Source organism: Olleya sp. NP1-10, assembly GCF_055804415.1.
Genome location: NZ_CM147840.1, coordinates 3,107,789 through 3,130,930 on the forward strand (window position 1 = coordinate 3,107,789; position 23,142 = coordinate 3,130,930).

19 protein-coding genes and 1 pseudogene are annotated in these 23,142 nt (G+C 30.3%); 4 read left to right on the forward strand and 16 right to left on the reverse strand.

Translation table 11 applies throughout. The features are described 5' to 3' along the window. Positions 1-72: 72 nt before the first annotated feature. The 4 genes from AC0L4B_RS14620 to AC0L4B_RS14635 all read right to left on the reverse strand — a co-directional run bounded on the left by AC0L4B_RS14620 (position 73) and on the right by AC0L4B_RS14635 (position 4,197). Positions 73-825 carry a LytR/AlgR family response regulator transcription factor gene (locus AC0L4B_RS14620; RefSeq protein ID WP_473437575.1) on the reverse strand — a complete coding sequence of 251 codons (753 nt, stop codon included), beginning with the start codon at positions 823-825 and terminating at the stop codon, positions 73-75. 7 nt (positions 826-832) lie between these two features. Next, entirely contained in the window at positions 833-2,557 is a 1,725-nt protein-coding gene (locus tag AC0L4B_RS14625; RefSeq protein ID WP_473437576.1) for a sensor histidine kinase, read from the reverse strand. A gap of 41 nt (positions 2,558-2,598) precedes the next feature. After that, positions 2,599-3,684: a ligand-binding sensor domain-containing protein gene (locus tag AC0L4B_RS14630; RefSeq protein ID WP_473437577.1), complete on the reverse strand. Its 1,086-nt coding sequence runs from the start codon at positions 3,682-3,684 to the stop codon at positions 2,599-2,601. Between the two features lie 174 nt (positions 3,685-3,858). After that, the gene (locus tag AC0L4B_RS14635) at positions 3,859-4,197 is read right to left on the reverse strand and encodes a DUF4870 domain-containing protein (protein WP_473437578.1); all 339 of its coding nucleotides are present in this window, start codon (positions 4,195-4,197) and stop codon (positions 3,859-3,861) included. Positions 4,198-4,380: 183 nt separating this feature from the next. Here AC0L4B_RS14635 and AC0L4B_RS14640 point away from each other — a divergent pair, with 183 nt between their 5' ends. Continuing rightward, positions 4,381-6,117, forward strand: coding sequence for an alkaline phosphatase D family protein (locus AC0L4B_RS14640; protein ID WP_473437579.1), 1,737 nt, complete (start codon positions 4,381-4,383; stop codon positions 6,115-6,117). A 60-nt stretch (positions 6,118-6,177) separates the two neighbouring features. Here the strand turns inward: AC0L4B_RS14640 and AC0L4B_RS14645 are convergent, their stop codons facing one another. From AC0L4B_RS14645 to AC0L4B_RS14670, 6 genes are all read right to left on the reverse strand, one after another. Further along, entirely contained in the window at positions 6,178-6,591 is a 414-nt protein-coding gene (locus AC0L4B_RS14645; RefSeq protein ID WP_473437580.1) for a DUF6691 family protein, read from the reverse strand. 2 nt (positions 6,592-6,593) lie between these two features. Further along, positions 6,594-7,148: a YeeE/YedE family protein gene (locus AC0L4B_RS14650; RefSeq protein ID WP_473437581.1), complete on the reverse strand. Its 555-nt coding sequence runs from the start codon at positions 7,146-7,148 to the stop codon at positions 6,594-6,596. A 93-nt stretch (positions 7,149-7,241) separates the two neighbouring features. Then, a complete protein-coding gene (locus AC0L4B_RS14655; protein ID WP_473437582.1) occupies positions 7,242-7,451 on the reverse strand; it encodes a YgaP family membrane protein in 210 nt (69 codons plus the stop codon). A gap of 158 nt (positions 7,452-7,609) precedes the next feature. Beyond that, entirely contained in the window at positions 7,610-10,804 is a 3,195-nt protein-coding gene (locus AC0L4B_RS14660) for an efflux RND transporter permease subunit (protein WP_473437583.1), read from the reverse strand. A gap of 140 nt (positions 10,805-10,944) precedes the next feature. Next, positions 10,945-12,021 carry an efflux RND transporter periplasmic adaptor subunit gene (locus AC0L4B_RS14665; protein ID WP_473437584.1) on the reverse strand — a complete coding sequence of 359 codons (1,077 nt, stop codon included), beginning with the start codon at positions 12,019-12,021 and terminating at the stop codon, positions 10,945-10,947. A 113-nt stretch (positions 12,022-12,134) separates the two neighbouring features. Beyond that, the gene (locus AC0L4B_RS14670) at positions 12,135-13,442 is read right to left on the reverse strand and encodes a TolC family protein (RefSeq protein ID WP_473437585.1); all 1,308 of its coding nucleotides are present in this window, start codon (positions 13,440-13,442) and stop codon (positions 12,135-12,137) included. A 133-nt stretch (positions 13,443-13,575) separates the two neighbouring features. On the opposite strand from AC0L4B_RS14670, the gene AC0L4B_RS14675 reads away from it, so the two are divergent. Beyond that, positions 13,576-14,574, forward strand: coding sequence for a metal-dependent hydrolase (locus tag AC0L4B_RS14675; protein ID WP_473437586.1), 999 nt, complete (start codon positions 13,576-13,578; stop codon positions 14,572-14,574). Between the two features lie 125 nt (positions 14,575-14,699). Here AC0L4B_RS14675 and AC0L4B_RS14680 read toward each other — a convergent pair. From AC0L4B_RS14680 to AC0L4B_RS14695, 4 genes and pseudogenes are all read right to left on the reverse strand, one after another. Further along, a pseudogene (locus AC0L4B_RS14680) lies at positions 14,700-15,880 on the reverse strand (PepSY-associated TM helix domain-containing protein). Positions 15,881-15,908: 28 nt separating this feature from the next. Further along, positions 15,909-16,505, reverse strand: a complete 597-nt coding sequence (locus AC0L4B_RS14685) for a hypothetical protein (protein WP_473437587.1) — start codon at positions 16,503-16,505, stop codon at positions 15,909-15,911. 28 nt (positions 16,506-16,533) lie between these two features. Beyond that, positions 16,534-17,583 (reverse strand): alpha/beta hydrolase, encoded by a 1,050-nt coding sequence (locus tag AC0L4B_RS14690; RefSeq protein WP_473437588.1) that lies wholly within the window; start codon positions 17,581-17,583, stop codon positions 16,534-16,536. Positions 17,584-17,648: 65 nt separating this feature from the next. Next, entirely contained in the window at positions 17,649-20,021 is a 2,373-nt protein-coding gene (locus tag AC0L4B_RS14695; RefSeq protein ID WP_473437589.1) for a TonB-dependent receptor domain-containing protein, read from the reverse strand. A gap of 174 nt (positions 20,022-20,195) precedes the next feature. Between AC0L4B_RS14695 and AC0L4B_RS14700 the strand changes: the two genes are divergently transcribed. Beyond that, on the forward strand, positions 20,196-20,714 hold the full coding sequence (locus tag AC0L4B_RS14700; protein ID WP_473437590.1) for a hypothetical protein: 519 nt from the start codon (positions 20,196-20,198) through the stop codon (positions 20,712-20,714). Positions 20,715-20,955: 241 nt separating this feature from the next. Continuing rightward, positions 20,956-21,195: a helix-turn-helix domain-containing protein gene (locus AC0L4B_RS14705; protein ID WP_473439448.1), complete on the forward strand. Its 240-nt coding sequence runs from the start codon at positions 20,956-20,958 to the stop codon at positions 21,193-21,195. Between the two features lie 201 nt (positions 21,196-21,396). Here the strand turns inward: AC0L4B_RS14705 and AC0L4B_RS14710 are convergent, their stop codons facing one another. Both AC0L4B_RS14710 and AC0L4B_RS14715 read right to left on the reverse strand, forming a co-directional pair. Beyond that, on the reverse strand, positions 21,397-21,534 hold the full coding sequence (locus tag AC0L4B_RS14710; protein ID WP_473437591.1) for a hypothetical protein: 138 nt from the start codon (positions 21,532-21,534) through the stop codon (positions 21,397-21,399). Positions 21,535-21,581: 47 nt separating this feature from the next. Continuing rightward, positions 21,582-23,039 carry an NAD(P)/FAD-dependent oxidoreductase gene (locus AC0L4B_RS14715; RefSeq protein WP_473437592.1) on the reverse strand — a complete coding sequence of 486 codons (1,458 nt, stop codon included), beginning with the start codon at positions 23,037-23,039 and terminating at the stop codon, positions 21,582-21,584. Positions 23,040-23,142: the final 103 nt, after the last annotated feature.

Sequence of the window (23,142 nt, forward strand, 5' to 3'; positions counted from 1 at the left end):
CATTCTTAATTTGGTTTTTTCTGAAAATGATGATTTTTTTCTAAATGAATGTCAAAAATTATAAATAAAGAATCACATAAACGTTTCCTTAATCACATCTATAAACTGATCGCGTTTAGATTTTGAAATAGGAATACGTTTTTGATTATTCATCAATAAATAATCGCCATCATCTTTTACTAATTCGTCCACATACTTTAAATTGATTAGATATGAGCGATGACATTTAAAAAACATAGTATTTTGTTCTAACTGCTCCACAAAATGCTTTAACGGTTTACAAATAGTTTTTTGTTTACCATCCATTAATTGCACTTTAGTATACATTCCATCTGCTTCAAAATATACAATATCACTATGTGAAGCAAACATAATCCCTTTAGGGATTTCTAATGCAATTTTGTCTATTGAGAGTTGCTTTAATGAGTTACGCAACTTGTTTAATTGATCGTTTAAATTGTTAGCTTTTATCGCTTCTTCAGCTTTTGTAACTGCTTCTTTCAACTCATTAGTGTCAACCGGTTTTAAAAGGTAATCAATAGCAGAAAGTTTAAAAGCCTCAATAGCATATTGGTTATAAGCTGTTACAAAAATGATTTTAAAATCTATTTGATTTGGGAAGTATTCTAAAATATCTAAACCTGACTGATTTGGCATTTCGATATCTAAAAATACGATGTCTGGTTTTGACTTTTTTATCAAATCTACACCTGATGCTAAATCTTGCGCTTCTGCAATACTAGTAACACCTTTACAATGTACTGTTATTAGGTTAAATAGTAAATGTCTGGCGCGTTTCTCGTCGTCTATAATTATAGCTTTCATTGTAGTATTAAATTGGCATTGTTATAATCACTCTGGTTCCTGAAGGTTTATTATTTTCATTATATAAATCTTCAATTTCAATGGTTATATCACGTTTTAATTTATTTTTATATAGATGTACACGTTCTTCGTTGGCTTTTGTAGCAAAAGGTTTATGTTGTGGGTTTGGTCGTTTTAATTTTTCAGATCTCTGTCTTCCAATACCATTATCTTCTACTGTAATTTGCAATTTGTGTTGCTGAATTATTTTAGCTTCAACCTTAAGTTGCCTATTGCTTAATTTGTGTAATAATCCATGTTTTAAAGCGTTTTCTATATACGGTTGAATGAATAATGAAGGTACTTTAATTTGTTTTGTATTTAACTGCTTATCGATGTTAATATTATAGTCTAATTCGTCCTCAAAACGAACTTTTTCTAATTCTAAATATAGTTTTAAAGCATTTAATTCTTCTTCTAAAGTGATTTCGTTAAGTTGACTATAGTCTAAATACATTCTAATTAAGCGACTAAATTTTACTAGGTATGAACTTGCTAATTCTTTTTCGTTTGATACAATATAGTCTTGAATAGAGTTTAAAGCATTAAAAATAAAATGAGGATTCATTTGCGAACGCAGATTTTCTAAACGTAAATTAGTTATTTTTTTATCGCTTAAAATTTTATCAATTTCGGCAATACGCTGTCTCTCTTTTTGTTTCATTCTCCATTTAAAATACAGCCAAATTACCCCAAAAGCGGTCAGTAAAACTAAACTATAAAACCAATAGGTTTGCCAAAATGGCTTTCCTATATTAAACGTTATTGGAATAGCAAAAACAGATTGTTTTGCGCTAATATTTTGAGCTTTTAGCTCAAATTTATATGTTCCACTTGGTAAACTATTAAAATTCACAAAATGAGTGTTTATCGGTATATTTTGCCAATTTGTATCAATTTTACTTACACGATATTGGTAGTTAACATGTTTATTAGATTGAAATCCGTTAGAATTGAAAGTTAGCCCTATTTTATTATGATTGTAGGGTAAATTATAGTTGTTTTTAACCAATGTATCACGATCATTAATAGATACTGTCTCTATCCTAACCTTAGCTGTTTTAAATGTTTTAAATAAGCTTTGTGACTTTGGAAGCGTGTAAAATGCTTTTGGACGAATTATAATAATTTGATTTTTAAGTACTAAAAAATCATTAACCGCTGTATCTAAACCATCTTGGGTACTTAATAATTTAAGTGCGTTGTTTTTTAATTGATACTGAAATAAGCCAGAATCGGATGAAAACCATAATACATCATCATCATAATGTATATTGTTTATTTGAAAGTTATTTGGTAAGTTATGATCAAATTTTGTTAGACTATCATTTTTAAATTTAAGCAATCCGTTATGTTGTGTAGATAACCATATACCTTCATTACTTTTTGTAATACAATTAACCAATAAACTTTTAAATTTATATTGTATTTCTTCTGAAGAATAAGATACTGTATTATACTTATAAAAACCATCTATATAAGATACAAACAGCGTTTTACCAATTACTGTTGAAGCTTTTACACGACTGTCTTTAATAATTATTTTTTCAGTTTTATTAAAAGGATTTTTATAAACAATACCTTGACGATAATTACCATAAAACAAAATACTATCATTAATTTTAGAAAATGTTTTGGCAACCGAAAACCTATTATTAAAATCTGTAATTTTATTGGTTTTTAAATTAACCACAAAAGATTCTGAAGCATTAATACTTACTATTAATTGTTTTTTTAGCTCATCAAAATATAATTTACCAATAATTTTTTTCCTGGTAGTTGCAGTGTTTTATAAAGCTTATTTTCTTTATAAAACAAAAGTTTTCCATTATTGGTTCCTAACACAAATTTATTGTTTTGTAAAGCTACAGACGATGTTATTTTAGCCTCTACAAATTCTAAATTTGTGCGTCTAACATTAAGATTTGGAGCTACAAACACACCGTTATCTAAAGTTGTAAACCAATAATTATTATTAAAATCTACTTCAACATCAGTGATAGATTCTGTGTTAAAAAGTTGTTCTCTAAAAATAAACGTTTCTTTTTTAAACTCATAAACAAATACTCCTGAACTAGTTAAAAACCAATATCTATCATTAAATTTTAGAAGTCCGTAAATGATTTCATTTCGTATTTCTGATGGTGTTTTAAGTTGTTTTGTTGAATTATTTGATTTGTTAATAGAATAAATAATATTACCACTTTCACTTTTGTGCGTAAAAAATATGACATTGTTAAAGGCGAAAAGTTTTGGCGATTGTATATTTTTAGTACTCGTTATTTCAAATAATTTTGACTTTTCCTTTTTATTGAATTTATAAATACTCTGTCCTTTTGTATCTCCTTCAGCATTTATAGCAAAAGTGTAATTAGTAGTATTACTATTAGAGTTACTAATGCACATAGCATCAAAAAACTTAGTTGTTTTTTTTGTTGTAATATCTATGTCGTAAATACCTGTTACAGTAAATAACCTGATGTAGTCTTCGTGTATTGTAAAAGGTGCTAATTGACCAATTACTAATTTACTGGCATCGTGAAAAAGTTTCAGGCTTTTGTCTTCTACATAAAATATTTGTCCATAAATATTATTACACCACAAAGTACCATTACTATCAAGTTTTAACTGAAATAAGGAGTTTGCTTTTTGTTTAGGATGACTAAAATGCTTGTAATTTTTTCCGTCATACCTATACAAACCTTTATCTGCTGCTAACCAAATATAGTGTTGTTTGTCTTCTATTACATCATAAAACTCAACATCCGGAAGTTTAGAAACATTAGACATGGGCACAAAAACAGGGTTTTGAGCTTGCAAAAAACAAATGTTTACTAATAATATGTAAAAAATAAAACGAGACATAATGACTGATTAACAAAATTAATATTTAATCACATATTCTGTTTTATTTTTTTCTGTAGGTCTCTTTTTTTCTAAACTAAAAACGCAACCCTTACAGGTTGCGTTTTTTTCTTTATCAAATTAATATAACTAACTAATAAAATTAAAAGATAAAGGGTATTCTGGATTTTGACCATTGCTTACTTTTATCGCATTTAATACTGGATAAATTATAGACGCTAACCCTAAAACAAACCAGCCTAATAATCCTAATCCAAATAACAAAATTAAAGGTACGCAAACAATATATAATACAACTAGGCTTAATTGAAAATTAACAATAGCTTTACCATGTGTATCCATTTGATATACTTTGTCTTTTTTTGTTAACCATAATATTAATGGTAATAATAAACTACCAAAACCGATTAATAAAGTTACTAATTGACTTAAATGTGTAAATACTAATAATTGTCTATCTGTTTTCATTTCTACTTGATTTAAATTGATGATTGATGATTGATTTGCAAATCTTATTACTGACTTACATATATATGACGCATTAAATCTCAAAATGTTACAACCTACAATCATTTAATTTATTCTTAACAACTTTGTAACTATCAAATAACACAGTTAGATTAACTATGCATGCATAATATAAAACATATCATGGCTAAACAATTTAACAGAAGATCATTTTTAAAAAATTCATTATTAGCAACTGGAGGAATTATTCTAATTCCAAACTTTATTAGCTGCTCCAACGATGACGATATAAGTGATCAAATTTTAATTCCAGAAAACTTAAATCAATCTAATTTTGACTTTGGTGTTGCTAGTTTTGACCCAACACAATCTCAAGTGATTATATGGACTAGATATTCTACTGACAGTGCAAATGCATCTTTAGTATGGCAAATTTCTACAGAGTCTTCTTTTAATACTCTAGTAAGAAGCGGAGAAGTAACAACAGATAGCTCTCGTGATTTTACTGTAGCTGTAGAGGTACAAGATTTACAAGCAGACCAAAAATTATATTATCGTTTTATTAATTTAAATGATCAAACTGTTTCATCTATTGGAGAAACTATAACATTACCTACAGGTAATGTAAATCAAGTAAAACTTGGTGTAACCTCTTGCGCAAATTATGCTGCAGGTTTATTTAATGTTTATAATGCTATGGCTAATTCTGACATAGATATTGTAGTACATTTAGGTGATTATATATATGAATATGGTGAAAATGAATATGGTACCAATCAATATACAGCTGCACTAGGAAGAACACACAATCCTGCACATGAAATTATTACTTTAGACGACTACAGAACCCGTTATAAGCAATACAGAAGCGATGAAAACTTAATGTTATTACACCAGAAAAAGCCATTTATTTCGGTTTGGGATGATCACGAAATCACTAACGACACTTATGTAAATGGAGCCGAAAATCATCAAGAAGACGAAGGGTCTTTTGAAGCTAGAAAACAAAGTGCTTTACAAGCTTATAGCGAGTATCTTCCTGCCATGACCAATGATATTAGTATCATTTACAGAAGCTTTCAAATAGGTGATTTAGCTAACTTAATTATGTTAGATACTCGTTTAGTAGGTCGTGATAAACAATTAAGTATTACTGATTATTTTGATACTTCAGGTAATTTTGATGCAACAACTTACCAACAAGAATGGTTGGATCCCAATAGAACGATGTTGGGTACAACACAAAAAAACTGGTTATTAGGAGAAATATCTAGTAACACAGCTGAGTGGCAAGTATTAGGTCAACAAGTCTTGATGGGTAAAATGATGGTTCCTGCAGAATTATTAAATGCATTAGGCACAATTATAGCAGAAATAAGCGCAACAGGATCTGCATCAGACGCTACTATGGCTGCATTCCAACAACAACTAACAGAATTAGTTCAGTTAAAAGTAAGAGTCTTAAATAACGATCCTACTTTAACTCCTGAAGAATTAGCTAGAATACAAACCGTTTTACCATATAATTTAGATGCTTGGGATGGCTATCCAACAGAAAGAGAAGTTATTTTAGAAGCTTTTGCAGGAAAAAAATTAGTCGTTCTTGCTGGCGATACACACAATGCTTGGTCTAGTCAGATAGTATCCAATAGCGGAAACGTTACCGCAACTGAGTTTGCAACATCCTCTGTATCATCACCTGGTTTTGACACCTATTTAGGTTCTGAACCTACTTTTGTAAGTGCTTTTCAAGATGCTATTACTATATTAATCGATGATTTAAATTATTTTGATTCAGCGCAACGTGGTTACATGCAAGTAACTTTTACTCCAGGAAGCGCTACATCAGATTGGATATTTGTGGACACAGTTTTCTCTGATTCCTTTTCAGCACAAACAGGGCAAACTATTACAGCGTAAACAGTTTAACTTAATTAAAAAGAAACCCTAAGTGTTTTACAACATTTAGGGTTTTAGTATTTAATGAGGTAATTTGTTTTTAACCAAACCATATAAAAAAGTTCCTAAAGCTGCAGATAAAAATACAATTATTATAGGTAAATAACCTGCTCCAATTAGCACAAAAATTGGTCCTGGACAAGCTCCAACTAAAGCCCATCCTAAGCCAAAAATAATTCCACCATACATGTACCTTGAAAACGATTTATCTTTGGGTGTAATTTTAATTTGATTACCATCAAAAGACTTGATTTTATAACGTTTTATAATTTGTACAAACAAAATTCCAAACGCTAAAGCAGTTCCAATGATTCCGTACATATGAAAAGACTCAAACCTAAACATTTCATAAATTCTAAACCACGACGCAGCTTCAGATTTAAACATAATAACTCCGAAGAAAAACCCAATTAATATAAATAGTATCTGTTTCATTATTAAAAAATTAAAGGGAATATTAAATGAACCATTACTAATCCACCTAAAAAGAATCCAATAACAGCAATTAAGGATGGTAATTGTAAATTACTTAATCCAGAAATAGCATGACCAGACGTGCAACCTCCAGCATAACGTGCTCCAAATCCAACTAAAAGTCCACCAACAATTAAAATTGCAATGGTTTTTATATCGCTTAAAGCGGAAATTGAAAATAGCTCGACAGGTAAGTATTGGTTTTCAGTCGAAATATTTATACTAGACAATGATGCTTTTGTAGCATCGCTAATAGCAGGCATATCTGCGGATGACAAATAATGTGATGCCACAAAACCACCAAACATTGCTCCTAAAACAACTAATAAATTCCATTGGTCAGATTTCCAATCAAATCTAAAAAAAGCACTGACTTTTCCGGCTCCACAAGCAGCACAAAAGGTTCTTAAGTTGGAAGACATTCCAAACTTTTTTCCCATTAATAATAAAAATAGCAATATTAGTGCTATCAATAAACCAGAGACAAACCAATGCCATGGTTGAAATAAAAAATCCATAAATAAAATTTGCGCAAAAATACATGCTACAAATTAATTTATGGAATTTTACCCTAGTAAATTTATAGGAATTAACTTTTTATAAAGCTCTTGTTATTTAATACCACAACCTGCACCTTCTTTTCTTACACCTAACTTTACTAATATTGTTTCTAACAAACACCATTTTGTAAATGCAGACTGTATTAAGTTTACACCTATAAAAACTGTAAACCACATCCATTTTGGGCTAACATAAACAGATAACACTACACTTAACAATACCATTACACCAACAATTACTCTAAAATATGTATTTAACATTTTTCTTCTTTTTTAAAATTTAAAACTTAATATTCAAGTCATTCTGAACTTATTTCAGAAATACATCATTCACAACTTTTCTTACTTAATCTTATCTACAAACCACACGTCATTCTGAACTTGTTTCAGAATCTCATTATTCATAACACAGTCTCCCTTTATTTATAATTCTTCTTCTCTATCATATAATAAACAAGTGGTACAACCAACAACGTCAACACTGTAGACACAATAGTCCCTCCCATTAACGAAATCGCTAATCCTTGGAAAATAGGATCAAATAAAATCACAAATGCACCTATAACCACAGTACCTGCTGTTAACAAAATTGGAGTTGTACGTACTGCTCCAGCTTCAATACAAGCTTCTTTAAGTGGCACGCCTTCCGCTGTTCTTAAATTTATAAAGTCAATAAGTAAAACCGAGTTCCTTACCATAATTCCTGCTAAAGCAATCATACCAATAAAAGATGTTGCAGTAAAAAAAGCTCCCATAATCCAGTGTCCTAAAATAATTCCGATCAACGATAATGGTATCGCAACCATCATAACAATTGGTGCTTTAAAATTTTGAAACCATCCTACAATTAAAATATAGATTAAGATAATAGCGCCTAAAAAAGCAATTCCTAAGTCTCTAAAAACTTCTAAAGTAATTTGCCATTCACCATCCCATTTAACGGTATAATTATCTTCAAAATCTGGCTGACCTAAATACATTTCGTTTAACTCATAACCTTTTGGTAACGGAATCTCTTTTAACTTTTCTTCCATTCCAAGAATAGCATACGCAGGACTTTCTAAATCTCCTGCCATATCTGCCATCACGTAAACCACGCGTTTTTGGTTTTTACGATAAATACTTTTTGCAGCAGTTGTTTTTGTAATAGTTACCAAATCTGCGATAGGCATCATATTTCCTTGTTTAGATTTTACTTTAAGTTGAGAAATATCACTAATTGTAGATTTCTCTTTTTCATCTAAAGCCAATATTAATCCAACTTGGTTTACAGCATCTTCATCGTATAAATTAGTGATGGCTCTGTTAGATAGTGCCATATTCATCGTGTAAGCAATTTGTTGTGGCGCAACACCATATAGCATGGCTTTTTCTTTGTTTATATTAAATTGATATTCAGTTTGATCTGCTTCTACCATCCAATCAATATCTACAACATCATCTGTGTTTTTTAAAATCTCTTGAACGCTATTAGCAATTCTAATTTGCTCATTATAATCAGGTCCATAGACTTCTGCAACAATGGTTGACAAAACTGGAGGTCCTGGTGGGACTTCAACCAATTTAATATTGGCGTTATATTTTGCTGCAATTTTCTGAATATCTGGACGCATTAATTTAGCAATTCCGTGACTTTGAATATCACGTTCGCCTTTATCAATTAAATTCACTTGGATATCTGCCATATTGGATCCACCACGTAAGTCGTAATGACGTACCAAACCATTGAATGTTATTGGTGCAGATGTACCAACGTAATTTTGATAATTAACCACTTCTGGTCGCGTCGCTAAATATTGCGATACCTCTTGTGCTACAACTCCTGTTCTTTCTAGTGTGGTACCTTCAGGCATATCAATAACCACTTGGAATTCATTTTTGTTGTCAAATGGTAACATTTTTACAGCAACCGATTTGGTAAAAAACAACACCATTGTTAACATTAAACCCATAAAAGTTAAGCCTAAAAACAACCAACGCTTGCCTTTACTTTCTAATAAAGGACGTTCAAACTTGTTGTACACCTTATAAATAAGTGTGTCTTCTACTGCTTTTTCTGGTTTCTCTTCTGCGCCTTTTTTATATTTTTCTCTTAAGAAAATATAGCCTAAATAAGGTGTAATAGTTAAGGCAACAAATAAAGACAATATCATAGCAATGGATGCTCCAATTGGCATTGGCGCCATATAAGGTCCCATTAGTCCAGATACAAAAGCCATAGGTAAAACTGACGCTATAACAGTAAATGTTGCTAAAATGGTTGGATTACCAACCTCATTAATCGCATACAAAGCTGCTTGTTTAAAAGGCAAACGTTTCATCTTAAAATGTCGGTGCATATTTTCGGCAATAATAATGGAGTCATCCACCACAATTCCAGTTACAAATACTAATGCGAATAAAGTAATTCTGTTTAGCGTGTAATCCATCATATAGTAACTCAATAAGGTCAAAGCAAACGTAATTGGAACCGATAAAAACACGACCAATCCACCTCGCCAACCCATTGCTAGCATCACTACAAGTGTTACAGCAAAGATAGACCCAATAAGGTGCCACAGTAATTCTGATACTTTATGCGATGCTGTTTCTCCATAGTTTCTTGTAACTTCCACATGTACATCATCTGGAATTAAAGTACTACGTAAATGTTCTACTTTAGCAATAATCACATCAGCTATTTTCATGGCATCAGCACCTTTACGTTTCGCAACAGAAATGGTAACTGCAGGATATTCCGACTTATAATCTGCCGATTTCACACTTCCTTTTCCGTAACCTAAACTCACATAATTTTGTGGTACTTCTGGTCCATCAATAATTTTTGCGACTTGCTTTAAATAAATAGGCTGATTTTGTTGCACACCAACCACCAGATTTTCAACATCAGTAACCGAAGCTAAAAACGAGCCTGTATTTACTAAAAACTCAGTATCATTTTTATCAAAACTTCCAGCACTTAATTGGCTGTTATTTGCTTTAATCATTTCCGAAACTGACAAGAAGTCCAATCCACTTGCAGCCAATTTATCCTTATCTAAAACGACACGTAATTGACGATCTCTACCACCAATTTTATATGTAATAGCTACATCGTTTATCTTCTTAATTTCGGCTTCCAACTCTTGAGCCATTTGGTTTAACTGGTAATCGTCATAATTTTCACTCCACAACGTTAAACCCAACATTGGCACATCATCAATCGCACGTGTTTTTACTAACGGAAAAGTAACACCTTCCGGCATTTGGTCCATGTGCTTGTTAATTTCGTTGTATAATTTTACAAAAGAGCGCTCAATATCTTCGCCAACATAAAATTGTACGATGACCATTCCTTGCTCTTTCATAGACGTAGAATACACATATTCCACACCTTTAATATTCGAAATTAATTGCTCTAAAGGCTTAATCACCCGTGACTCTACTTCCGTAGGACTTGCTCCAGGATACCCTACAAAAATGTCTGCCATAGGCACATCAATTTGCGGTTCTTCTTCACGCGGAATTAAAAACGAACTGTACACACCAACCACCATAAATACAATCATTAAAAGCACTGTAAGCTTAGACTGCATAAAGATTTTGGCAATTTTACCTGCGATTCCTTCTTTCATTTTAATTTATTATTTTGGGCGTTTTAACAGGCTATCCGTTACAATCTTTTTACTTGTTCTCGATACAAATTTGCTTAGGCAAATTCACTCGAACTGACGTAAAAAGGATTTCCTCTTCTATCCTTAACGCAACTTATTAGTTATTGAATTGTAATTTTCGCTCCATTAAACAGTTTACCTTCAGCAGAAACAATGTATGCTTCGTCTGCATTTAAACCAGATAACACTTCCACTTGATCTCCAAAAGTTCTGCCTAAACGCAACCAACGTAATAATGCTGTATTGCTTTGACTTACGGTATAGACTCCTGATAATTGTCCGTTTGTGACAATAGCTTCATTTGGTATTAAAACCATAGATGACGTTGCTTTTCTTTCTACAGGAAATTGAACTGTAGTAAACATCCCAGATAATATATTGGCTACTGTTTTATCTAAATCTATTTTAACTAAATACTGTCCACCTGTATTTTTAGCAGAAGTGCTCACTTCTTTTACTTTTCCTTTTATGGTTTTGTTAATCGATTTAACCAAAACATCAACAGTAGCTCCTTTTTTAATCGCAGAAATTTCAGTTTCAGGAACCATTGCCATCACTTCAAAATTCCCAGGTGTTTCTATACTTATTAATGATACACCAGGATTTGCCATGTTACCAGCTTCTACATTTTTACTAGTTACTGTTCCGCTAAAAGGTGCAGTAATATTACTGTAAGCAAATTGGGCGTTGATTTCGTTTTTCATTTGATTAGCACCTTCTACTCTAGCTTTTGCCATTTCGTAATTAGCAGTCATATCATCCATCTCTTTTTGAGACGCACTATTGTCTGCAAACAAGTTTTTAAAGCGGTTGTAATCTTTTTGCGCATTACTTAAAGCTGCATTTGCTTCTGTAATTCCTGCATTTACTTGAGCTCTTTTAGCTTGTAAATCGCTATTATTAATAGATACTAATAACTGTCCTTTACGGACTTTATCGCCAACATTAACATGTACTTTATTAACATAACCCATCATTCTAGTACTTAAATCTGCACTATTTGTGGCTTGGATTTTTCCGCTTACAGATAAAAAAGGACTGTTACTGTTTGCTGATACTTGACTAGTTGTTACGTTAATTGCTGGCGAATTATCTACAACAGTTTTTTTGTCTTCGCTACCACAACTCGCTATTAATAGCGCTATAGAAAGTGTTAGGATTGTATATGTTTTTTTCATGGTTGTTATTTTTTATTTAAGACACTTCGACTGCGCTCAGTGTGACCGTATTTATACATTTAGATTCTAGTAAATCATTCTTGATTCTTGACTCTATTATCTTATTTTTTTAATTATTCTTTAGTTAAAAATTGTAAGTATGCTTGTGTGTAATTGTATTCAAAAATAGTTTGGTAGTATTCCAATTGCTTTTGTGCATATTGCGTTTCGGCAATTAATAAATCGGACGTTTTTTCTAGACCTTCTTTAAATCTGTTTGTTCTAATACGTAAAGATTCTTCTGACTGTTGCAATGCTAAAGTTGTTAATTTCAACTTATTGTCGGCATCTATAAAGGCACGTTTAGCTTTGTTTAATTCTAAATTACTTTTAGATACATATTGTTGATACTCTAATTTAGATTTTTCGAATTCTGATTTACTTTTTTGAGCTTTTCCAATACGTTTTGAGCCTTGAAATATATCCCAACTTAATTGTGCTCCGAAAAGATAACCATTAGCACTTCCTTGGAAAATTTGATCGTCATACAACTCATAACTTCCAAACGCATTTAAACGTGGTAAAAATGCCATTTTATCTGCTTTATTCATTGCTTCATAAGCGTTTGAGGCTAATTGCATGGCTTTAATATCCGATCTGTTTTCAGACACTGCTTTGTCTTCCATTGTAAATGTACCAATAGTTAAATCGTCACTAGGCATGTACACAACATAAGCGTCATCATTCATTAAAAAAGACAAATAATTAGACGCATTTTGCACATTACTTTTAGCGGTTTGTAATTGGTTTTGAACTTCAGTGACACGTACTTCAACATTTAATACATCTGCACGTTGTAAATACCCTTGTTTAAAGCTATCGTCAGCTAGTTTTTTATTAGCATTTGCTGCGTCCAAAGCTTTCTCTAAAACACTTACTGCTTTGTAAGCTAATTGTAATTGCATGTAAGATTTATCAACTTCAAAAGCTAAATAATCCTGTGTACGTTCTGTTTTTAAAGACATGGCTTCCATTTTAGACTTAGCAGCTTTACGTTGGTAAATACCGTCTAAATTTAGTAATGGTTGCTGAATTTCTAGTTTGGTTGCGTAATTTTCAATTTGAGAAGGATTGTTTAACAACGCAGGACTAAAATCATTCTGTGTTAAAATCTCTTGATTTAATTTAGAACCAAAAGCCATTAAAGGATTGGTTGTCGCCATTGCAGTGTGACTTGCTGTAATGTTTGGCAAAAACACAGCATTGGTTTGTCTGTAGTCTGCTCTGGCTTGTCTAAAGTCTTCTTCAGAGATTTTTATACTCGTATTTTGTTCCGATACTTTAGACAAAACATCAGATTTTGCAATAGGAACAACTTGTTGCGCTTGAACAGAAAGTGTTAACCCCAAAAGCAATAATGGTATATAAATGTGTTTTTTCATCAATTATTAATTTACAGTACAAATTTACATTACATAAATAGCCTGGTCGGTAACATAAGTTACCAAGCAAAAAGCAACATAAAACCAAAGTCTTGTTATAAATAAATTGGTATCCCTTACTTTTGCATGCTATATGGATTCATTAACACAAATAGTATTAGGAGCAGCTGTAGGAGAAGCTGTTTTAGGTAGAAAAGTTGGAAATAAAGCCATGCTTTATGGTGCTATTGCAGGAACTATTCCTGATTTAGATGTCTTAGCCTCCTTTTTTACAGACAATATCACTGCGCTTTATGTACATCGTGGATTTACCCATTCTATTGTGTTTTCAGTACTTTTCGCACCTATTTTAGCTTGGATTGTCACGCGATACGAAACCTATAACAACTTTAAAAACTGGACTTGGTTATTCTTTTTAGCATTTGTAACCCATCCTATATTAGATGCTCACACCACTTGGGGAACGCAATTGTTTTGGCCTTTTGATTTACGATTAGCTTTTAAAAACATATTTGTAGTCGATCCTTTGTACACAATTCCTTTTCTGATATTCGTTATTTTAGCAATGCGTCAAAAACGTACCACTGCAAAACGTCGTTTTTATAACAATATGGGATTAATAATAAGTACGACGTACTTAGCCATTACGCTACTTTTAAAATGGGCAGCTTACACAAAATTTGAATCTGCTTTGAAAGACCAAAACATAGCTTATTTAGATATTGATACTAGACCATCTGCATTAAACACCATTCTTTGGAGCGCTAATGTGCAAACTGAAGATGCTTTTTTACTAGGAAATTATTCGTTTTTTGATAGTCAACCCATAACGTTTGACAGCTATCCAAAAAACCACGACTTATTGGGGCGTTTGGTTGAAGATAAAAGTGTACAACAAATGATTGCTATTACTGAAGGTTGGTACACAATTACTAAAACAGAAAACACGCTTTATTTTAACGATTTACGCTTTGGGTTATTAAGTTTAAAACCAAAAGCAGAAAACTTTGTTTTTAAATACAAATTAGAGGTTGATTCTTCTGGTAAAGTTTCATTTATTGAAGCAGAAAAAGATTCTAATGACGGTAAAAAGCTACTATCAGAATTATGGCAACGTTTGAAAGGGAATTAATGCTTTTATTTATTCATTTTATAGCTAATATTTTATAAAAACTGATTTAATTATATAATCTTCTTGTATCTGTTACTCACATCAAACATAATATTTCATTTTAAACTATTAACAACACTATTTTACTATTTTACTTTTTTAAACCAAATTATAAAGCCTGTAATTGGTAAAGAGCAGCCAATTAAACTTATTAAAAAATAAATAATGATAGTTGGTAAACCCATGATTTCTCCTGTGTGTAATGGCTTAGCAATTAACTTAAACTGTTTGTTTAACGGTAAATTTGTAAATAATTCTTGTTTCCTAATTTTACCATTAATTGAAAATTCTATTTTATCTGGAACATAAAAATGTAACAAATTATTTGTATTCATTTTAATGATATTGATACTTTTAGAATTCTCATTTGCTAGTTGAATTATTTTTGTTCCATCATACTTAAAAACATTATCCGTTTTTACGAGTAGCGATTGTAAATTGCTTTTTTGTTTTTTATTTGTTATGTCTTCTGTAGACAAATCATCAAACATAGTATCAAAAGAATTTGATAACGATTTTTTTAAAGCAATATTAGAATCCGAAATAACTATAGAATCTCCGCCTAAACCTACAATAACAGCATTTTTTACCCAATGAAAAGAAACATATAAACCTGTAACAGACATAAAAAAAGTAGCAGCATGGAATAAAATCCCAAAACCCTATGTAAATCGTAATTTATGCGATGAAACTTTGCTTTAAACTTTATTTTTAAACTTGTTTTAAGTTGATTTAGCTTTTTTGGTAACCAAATGATGAAACCAGAAAAGAGTAAAAAAATAAAAATTAAAACCGCTACTCCGTTTATAAATTTACCAGTATCACCTGCTAATAAAAAACGATGAACTTCTAAAATAAAATCGAAAAAAGCGATAGATGTTTTATTTTTAGTACCTAATAACTCTCCAGAATTAGGATTGTAATAAGCTGAAACACCATTACTCTGTTTACTAAATGATGAAACTAAAACACTTTTATCTGCTTGCTTAAAAACGGTAATACTTGTTGCGCCACCAAATTGTTTATCAAAATTATTTACAATTGTATCAATAGCTATTTTAGGGCTGTTTTCTTTTGATTTGTAATAAACAACATCTTTATTTATAAGATTTTCTATTTGTGTTTTAAAGGCATAAATACTTCCAGTAAGACAAACAATAAAAATAATTATAGACGATAAAAGTCCGAGCCACAAATGCAACACGGACATGATATATTTAAAAAACGATTCTTTTTTTCTTCTTTTACGAAGCAAATATGTTCTCATTTATAGTCTTTAATATTTCGATAAACGATTATTCTTCAATTTTACCAACCTTGTATTCGTCAATTAGTTTTAAGTATTTATTAAACTGCTCTTCTGTCATCATTTTTTCAAAAGCAGCTCTTCTACTTACATCAATTTCTTTATGATATTGCATGTAAACATCTAACTTACCATGATAATTATCGTGATTATCTCTTAATACGGTAAAAAAAGTTTCATTTGCTGCATCATATTTTACAGATTGCAGACTGTCTAAATCTAATTCTTTTTTAATTAATTTCATGTTGTAACTTTCTCTTCCACCACGTTCTATATTTACTTCTGTAAAATAAGTTTCGTATTGTTTATCTTCTAAAAAGGCTTTTATTTTAGCATCTTGTTCTGCAAAAACTATTTTCTGTGCAGCCAATGCAGCTTCTTTATTTCCGTTTGCATCTATCCAAGCTTGTTTTGCTTTTTCTGTATACTCTGTTGTAATTTTATCAAACTTTGTAGTTTGTTCTTTGGTTAAAGCAATTTTAGATTTAATCATTGGGTAATTAAATCGTCCTTTACTTTCTTCTTTATTACAACTAGCAACAATTGTTAAGATTACTATTATTACAATTTTACTTATTATTTTCATGATTTTATTTTTAATTGAATTCAACTTTTTAGTTAACTAATTTCTTTTTTAAATAATCATTCTCAGAATCTAATTCTAAGTTTATTTTATTTAAAATTTTTGCGTTTTCGTTTTCTCCGAATTTTATTGCCAAATCTACAACTCTGTCAATATAAGGACCTTGTGGATTTAAATTAAAACCAATAGTATTAGACAAAATAGTGTACTGTTCTTTTAGTAATGATGGCTTTTTAACTAACTCTTTTACATTAATTCTGTAACCTTTAAATATGGTTCTTAATCCATCAATTAATGCTGGTAATACGACACTTCCATGATCTTCATCTTTATAATATTTAACATGATAATTTAAGTTTTTAGGAATTGTAAGTTCCATTAATTTAAGCGCTTTCTTTTTTGCTTCAAAATGAGCAAAATGCTGTTTACTAGGATTTTTTTGATTGCCTTTAGAATTTGCATTGGCAATAAACAAAGAGCTTTTTTTAAAATCTAATGTTGCTAATTTTGTTTCTAACTTTTTTACAAGCACGTTATTATCCCACCATAAACTAGGATCTAAAATAATGTAAGCATTAAATACTGATGGCGTTTTTAACATTGTATTAAACGCAAATAAACCACCAAAAGAATGTCCAATAAGTATTTTAAAATCGATTGTTCTATACGATTTGTTTATTACAGGAATTAACTCATCTATAATAAAAGATTCAAATTTTTGAGAACCTCCATTTTCATAAGACAAAGTAGTAACTTTTGTAGGGGTTAAATCTCTAGATCTATTGGTGTTTTTTATTGCCACAACAATGCATTCTGGCATTAATGGGTAATATCCGTCAGATAATTTTTGAACAATACCTGTGGTTACATTAAAATACTTTTCTCCGTCTAAAAGATAAATTACTGGATATTTTTGATTAGAAAAATTCTTATTCGAGTAATTTTCTGGCAATGAAACAAAATACTCCCTTTGTTCACCTAATATGTTAGATTGTATTGTTTTTAATTCTCCAATTTCTACTTTTTGAGCGTGAGATAAAGAAGATAAAATACAAAAAAGAAAAACTAATATCGCTTTCATAAATATTTACGTTAATAAAAAAGAAGCATGTACTTTAAAGTACATGCTTCTTTTTAAATTCAAAATTAAAACAAACTATATGCTAAGGCAACTCTAAAGTTAAATGGTTTTTGAGGTATACCATAACCATTATAATATTCATTATCAAAAACATTATCGGCTTTAAAACTTATTTTGTAATTGTCTTTTTTATAAAAAACTGTAGCATCTACAGTTGTATAAGCTTCTGACCCAAAGTTATTGGCTGTACTATTATAAATTTCGCTCATATGATTGGCACCTAAACCAAAACCTAATCCTTTGGATTTTCCTTTTAAAATTTGGTAACTTAACCAAAAATCCCAAACTGTTTCTGGTGTATAACTTAAACTGTTTCCTAAAACCGCTTCGTTACCAAAACTTACTTTTTCTAGAGTAGCATTGTTTTTAGTATAACCTGCAACAATGTTTAAACCTGGTAATGGATTTGCTATTAAATCAATTTCGAAACCTTTACTTAAAGTTTCTCCTGTTTGTGAGTTAATTCCGTTTTCATCAACAATAATATCATTGTCTATTTTAATATTATAGTAACTAATTGTACTTAATAATTTACCATTAAAGAAGTCTAATTTTGTACCAACTTCAAATTGTTTTGCTCTTTGTGGATCCCAAGTAATAATTTCTCCGTTTCCGTTATCTGATGGTGCATTATTGTTTAATCCGTCCATGTAATTAACAAATAATGATGCTTTGTCTTCAAAAGGATTATAAGCTATACCTAATTTTGTACTTATTGCATTTTGATTATAACCATTTGTACCTTCTACTCCGTTAGATACTGTGTTACTTGCCATAAAACGATCAAAACGTAAACCTCCTGTTAAGGTTAATTGTTTGTTTATTGTAATGGCATCAAATGCATAAAAACCTAAAGTTTGAAACTTTGTTATGGTTTTATTTTTTGTGCCATCTGCTAAATTTGCTTCAAATTGTTCGTTTGTTAACCCTGTAATAACTGGATTTGTAGTGTCTACATCACCTACCGAATTCCAAACTCCAGTACGTTGTGTATCATCTAAATTGTTTAAGTAACTAATTCCTGCTACAAATTTGTTATCAATTTTGTCACCTTCTAAAACATTTAAAAAGTCTTGTTGAATATGTGTGTTTTGAGTTTCTCTTGGGTCTAATTGTAAGTAATATCTATTTACAGTTGTTTCGCCTCCCATAACTACTCTTAAATAATTGGCATCTGTAAATGAACTTGCTTGTGTGAAATTTGTTTTTGATGTCCAAGTATCTGATAATTTATAATTTAGGTTTATTTGAGACACTACAGAAGAAAAATATCCAGCCATTTCATTTGTCCCATAATTGGTATCATAATCCCAATTTAAATCATCCCAAGAATTTACAGTATCAGAAATTAATGCTCCAGAGACACCTCTTGCAAAATTTAAATTACGTTTACTTTGGTTATATTCTAGATTTGCTTTTACTGTTAATTTATCTGAAACCTCAAAAGTTAAAGAAGGTGCAAACATAAACTCTTTAATAATACCTTGGTCTTGAAAACTAGCTTCGCTATTATAAGCACCATTAAATCTAAAGAAAACATTTTTTTCTTCACTTAAAACCGTGTTATAATCTACAGTTGCTCTATTCAAATCGTTTCTACCAGTAATATATCCTAAATCTAACTTCTTACCATTATAAGCTTGCTTTGTTACTTTATTTACAATACCTCCAAAGTTGGCTATATTATTAACATTAGCACCATAAAATAAAGAAGCAGGACCTTTAACCAACTCTATTCTTTCTATATTTTGAGGATCAATTGGTGCTTTTATCCAAGCAATACCACCATTTCTTATATGTACATCAGATCTAAAACCTCTTAAATAAACACTTACATTTCCGTCATTAGATTGTACATAACCACCACCTGTAATACTTTTAAATGCAGAAGCTAAATCTGTATTAACTTGTTCTTTTAATAATGCGTTTGTTACTACAGAATAAGATTGTGGGTTATTAATATTTTTTAACGGAACTCTAGCAACATACTCTGATTCTTTATGTGCAAATTGATTTAACCGTTCGGCTATAATTACAACCTCTCCTAACTCTTCTTGATTTTCATCTAACTGAACATCTGAGATTGTTGTTTCTGAAGTATTTACTGTGAGATTAATTGATTTAGTTTGCATACCCATTAATGAAAACTCTAAAACATAATCTCCATAGGGAATATTCTTAAACGAATATTTACCCTCAATATCAGAAACAGTTCCAGTGTTTGTTGATTTTATAATTACATTTATAAATGTTGCAGGATTACCATCTGAAGTTATAATTTTTCCAGAAATACTCCCTGTATTTTGTTGAGCATAGGTTGTATTGATTAAAAACAACATGATTACTGTTATTTTTTTTAGATTTTTTGATATTCTCATAATATTAATTTTACTCGTTATATTTAGTAAGATTTTTTATACCAAACACTTACACAAATTACTTGTTCTTATTTAGACTAATTATTAATAATGTTTTATTTTTGTGCAAATGTAGAAATGTAAAAACGTAGTTATACAACGTAAAAAGGTTTTTTATCAACGTAAAAAGAAGAAATGAAAACAATACTTAAAAGTGATATTTTTGAAAAAAATGTATTAGTAAAATCGTTTGAAAAAGATTTTAAATCTTCTAACTACACCGAAAAAACAACACAAATTAATTACAATGCAGTAAAGGGAATAAGTACAGAAATAAGTATTAATGGTTTAAGGATTTTAATAAAAGATTTTGAAACTGAACATTATAAAATAGATGTGCAACATGATTTTCCTTTGTTTAAGTTACAGTTTGAAATAGAAGGATATAGCCATTATTTACCCTTAGATCCGTCCCAAACAGAAATTTTTATACCAAATGCACACTATAACTTATTTTACTTACCAGAAGTAAATGGTACTTTAAATTACAAAACAAATAATAGAAAAACCTTAGAAATATTATTTACTGAACAATATTTAAAAAATATTATTGGTAAAAATTTTAAACAAATACTACATAAATTAGGTACTTCAATCTCTAATAAAACCTCTTTTGTAATGTGGAAAAAAGTAAACCCATTTCTGCAGAATTAAAAACACATATTTATAAAATAATAGATTGTAACTATCCAGAAGAGTTAAAAAAAGTTATTTAGAAGCAAAAATTAATGAATTACTAATATTACTTTTAGCTAAAACTAATGAGGATAATTATGAAAAAACAAATATTTCTTTATCAGAATTTGATCATAAAAACATAATAAATCTAACAGAATACATTAACAAAAACCTAGATAAAAACCTAACAATCAAAAAACTAGAGTCTATCACAGGTATTAACGCATCAAAACTTAAACATGATTTTAAAATTGTTAAGGAAACAACAATTTTTAAGTACATAACTAAAGTGAGAATGGAAAAAGCAAAAGAATTAATTCTTGAAAAAAATTATAACATTTCTGAAACATCATATAGTGTAGGTTATAAACATGCACAACATTTTACGGTCGCTTTTAAAAAAACATATGGTTATTTACCTAGTCAATTGATTACTTCTTGTAATAAGAAAAAATAATTAAGTTCTTATTTATTTTTATCAGTAGTAGACCTTATAAAAAAAGCCTATAAATCATAATTTATTAGATAGTCTTATTGATAATAAAAGTGTAATACAAGTGATTGTCATTAGTGAAGACAACAACACCCATAGCAAAAAAAAGCATTTATATTTAATTACAAATGCTTTTTACTAACCAACTAAAAACTGATAATCAAATCAGTTAACTTTTCTAGTACCACCATGTCCTCCTGCTACCACAACCATTATTTTTACACTTAAATAAATGAATTTAAAAAACTGAATGATTGGATTCATCATTTTAAATCTTTGATATTTTGATATTCTTTGTGTCATAATATTTATATTTTTTAATTAGGAATCAACTTGCTTTAGTTTGATTTCTATTCTGGAATCAACCACCAGAATGGTTTCATTTTTGCTTTATAGATAAAAGCATAGTGTAATGCTAATTTTAACCAATGTCCTGCTAAACCTATTTCTCCAAAGGTTTTTCCTAATTGTCTACCTTGTGTTTTTGGATATTTCTCATAATCTGGTACAATTGGATACGTTGTAATACTTACTCCGCTTCCGGATAGCATCCCGTAACCTGCAGAAGCAATACATGCTGCTCCCATGTTACCTAAACTTCCTTTGTGATGTAAGGATTCTTTTCCATTTTTTATAGAATCAATGATGTTATCCGCTACCAACTTTGCAGTAATACCAGAGGGCATACCAGTACGTGGAGGTGCTGGTGAAATAACGGTTCCATTTTTGCTAGTTCTTGGTTTAGAAATCGCGTGTGGTGGTGCAAATGCAATTCCTGGTGCAAAAATATTTTTATAACTCGGATTTTGATACGTTTCAGGCCAATCTTTTACAGACCATTCTTCGTATGGTTTTGGAGTGTAATCGGCATCTACAATCATAAAGCCTTTAAATAGTTTTTCTGTGATGTCATTTTCATTTTTATCAAAAGCCTTAAACCCATGACCAGAAAACGAAGGAATTAACATGGCAAAATCATAGGTTTCAGTTTTATATTCTCCTTGTAGATTTTCGTAATGTGCAATGCCATCTTCAATTTTATTAACGCCAGCTCCAAGTATCCATTTGATATCTCTGTCTTCAAAAACCATTTCGACCATTTCATGAGATTTCATGGTCATACTTCCGTAGCTTAACAACATACCATCCATACCAAAATCGCCTAATTGGTATTCGTTAGAAATCCACTTGACTTCAGCCATATCTCGCACATTATGCTTACGTAGTTCCTGTTCTACATTTAATATATATTCAAAAGCTGCTCCTTGACAAGTTGATTTGGCATGTCCTGTGCCGATTAAAATCTTCATTTTTTTACCAGCTTTCATTTGCTGGATGACTTTATTTAAACCTTCCCAAGCATGGTCTGCGTGTGTATAAGTACAAACAGAATAGGTTTTGTTTTGTCCAGGAATTAAGCCTTGTGTAGCTTCAAAATTTAATTTTGGTCCAGTAGCATTAATCAAATAATCGTAGGTGATTTTTTCTTGTTGACCTTTATTAGATCCTGCTACATATTCTGATAAAACATACGGTTTTTCTTCAGTTTTATCGCCTTCAGGAAAAAACGAAATTGCTTTGGCTTGTTTATAACCAATACCTTTCTTTTTATACAAAGTTGCTAATGGAAAGTAAATTTTTTCTGATTTCATTTTACCAATTCCAACCCAAATATTTGAAGGGACCCATTGGTAATTACTGTTAGGAGATACTACAATTACTTCATGTTTTTTTGGCAGTTTTCTACGTAAATGAGTTGCTGCAACATGACCAGAAATACCTGCTCCTAAAATGACTATTTTAGACATAAACTGTTAATTTTTAATAAAGATATTATATCCTTAAAATCTATACAGCTACTTATGTTACATAACTAATAACAGGTATGTTCCAACTTTATTTTACCATAAT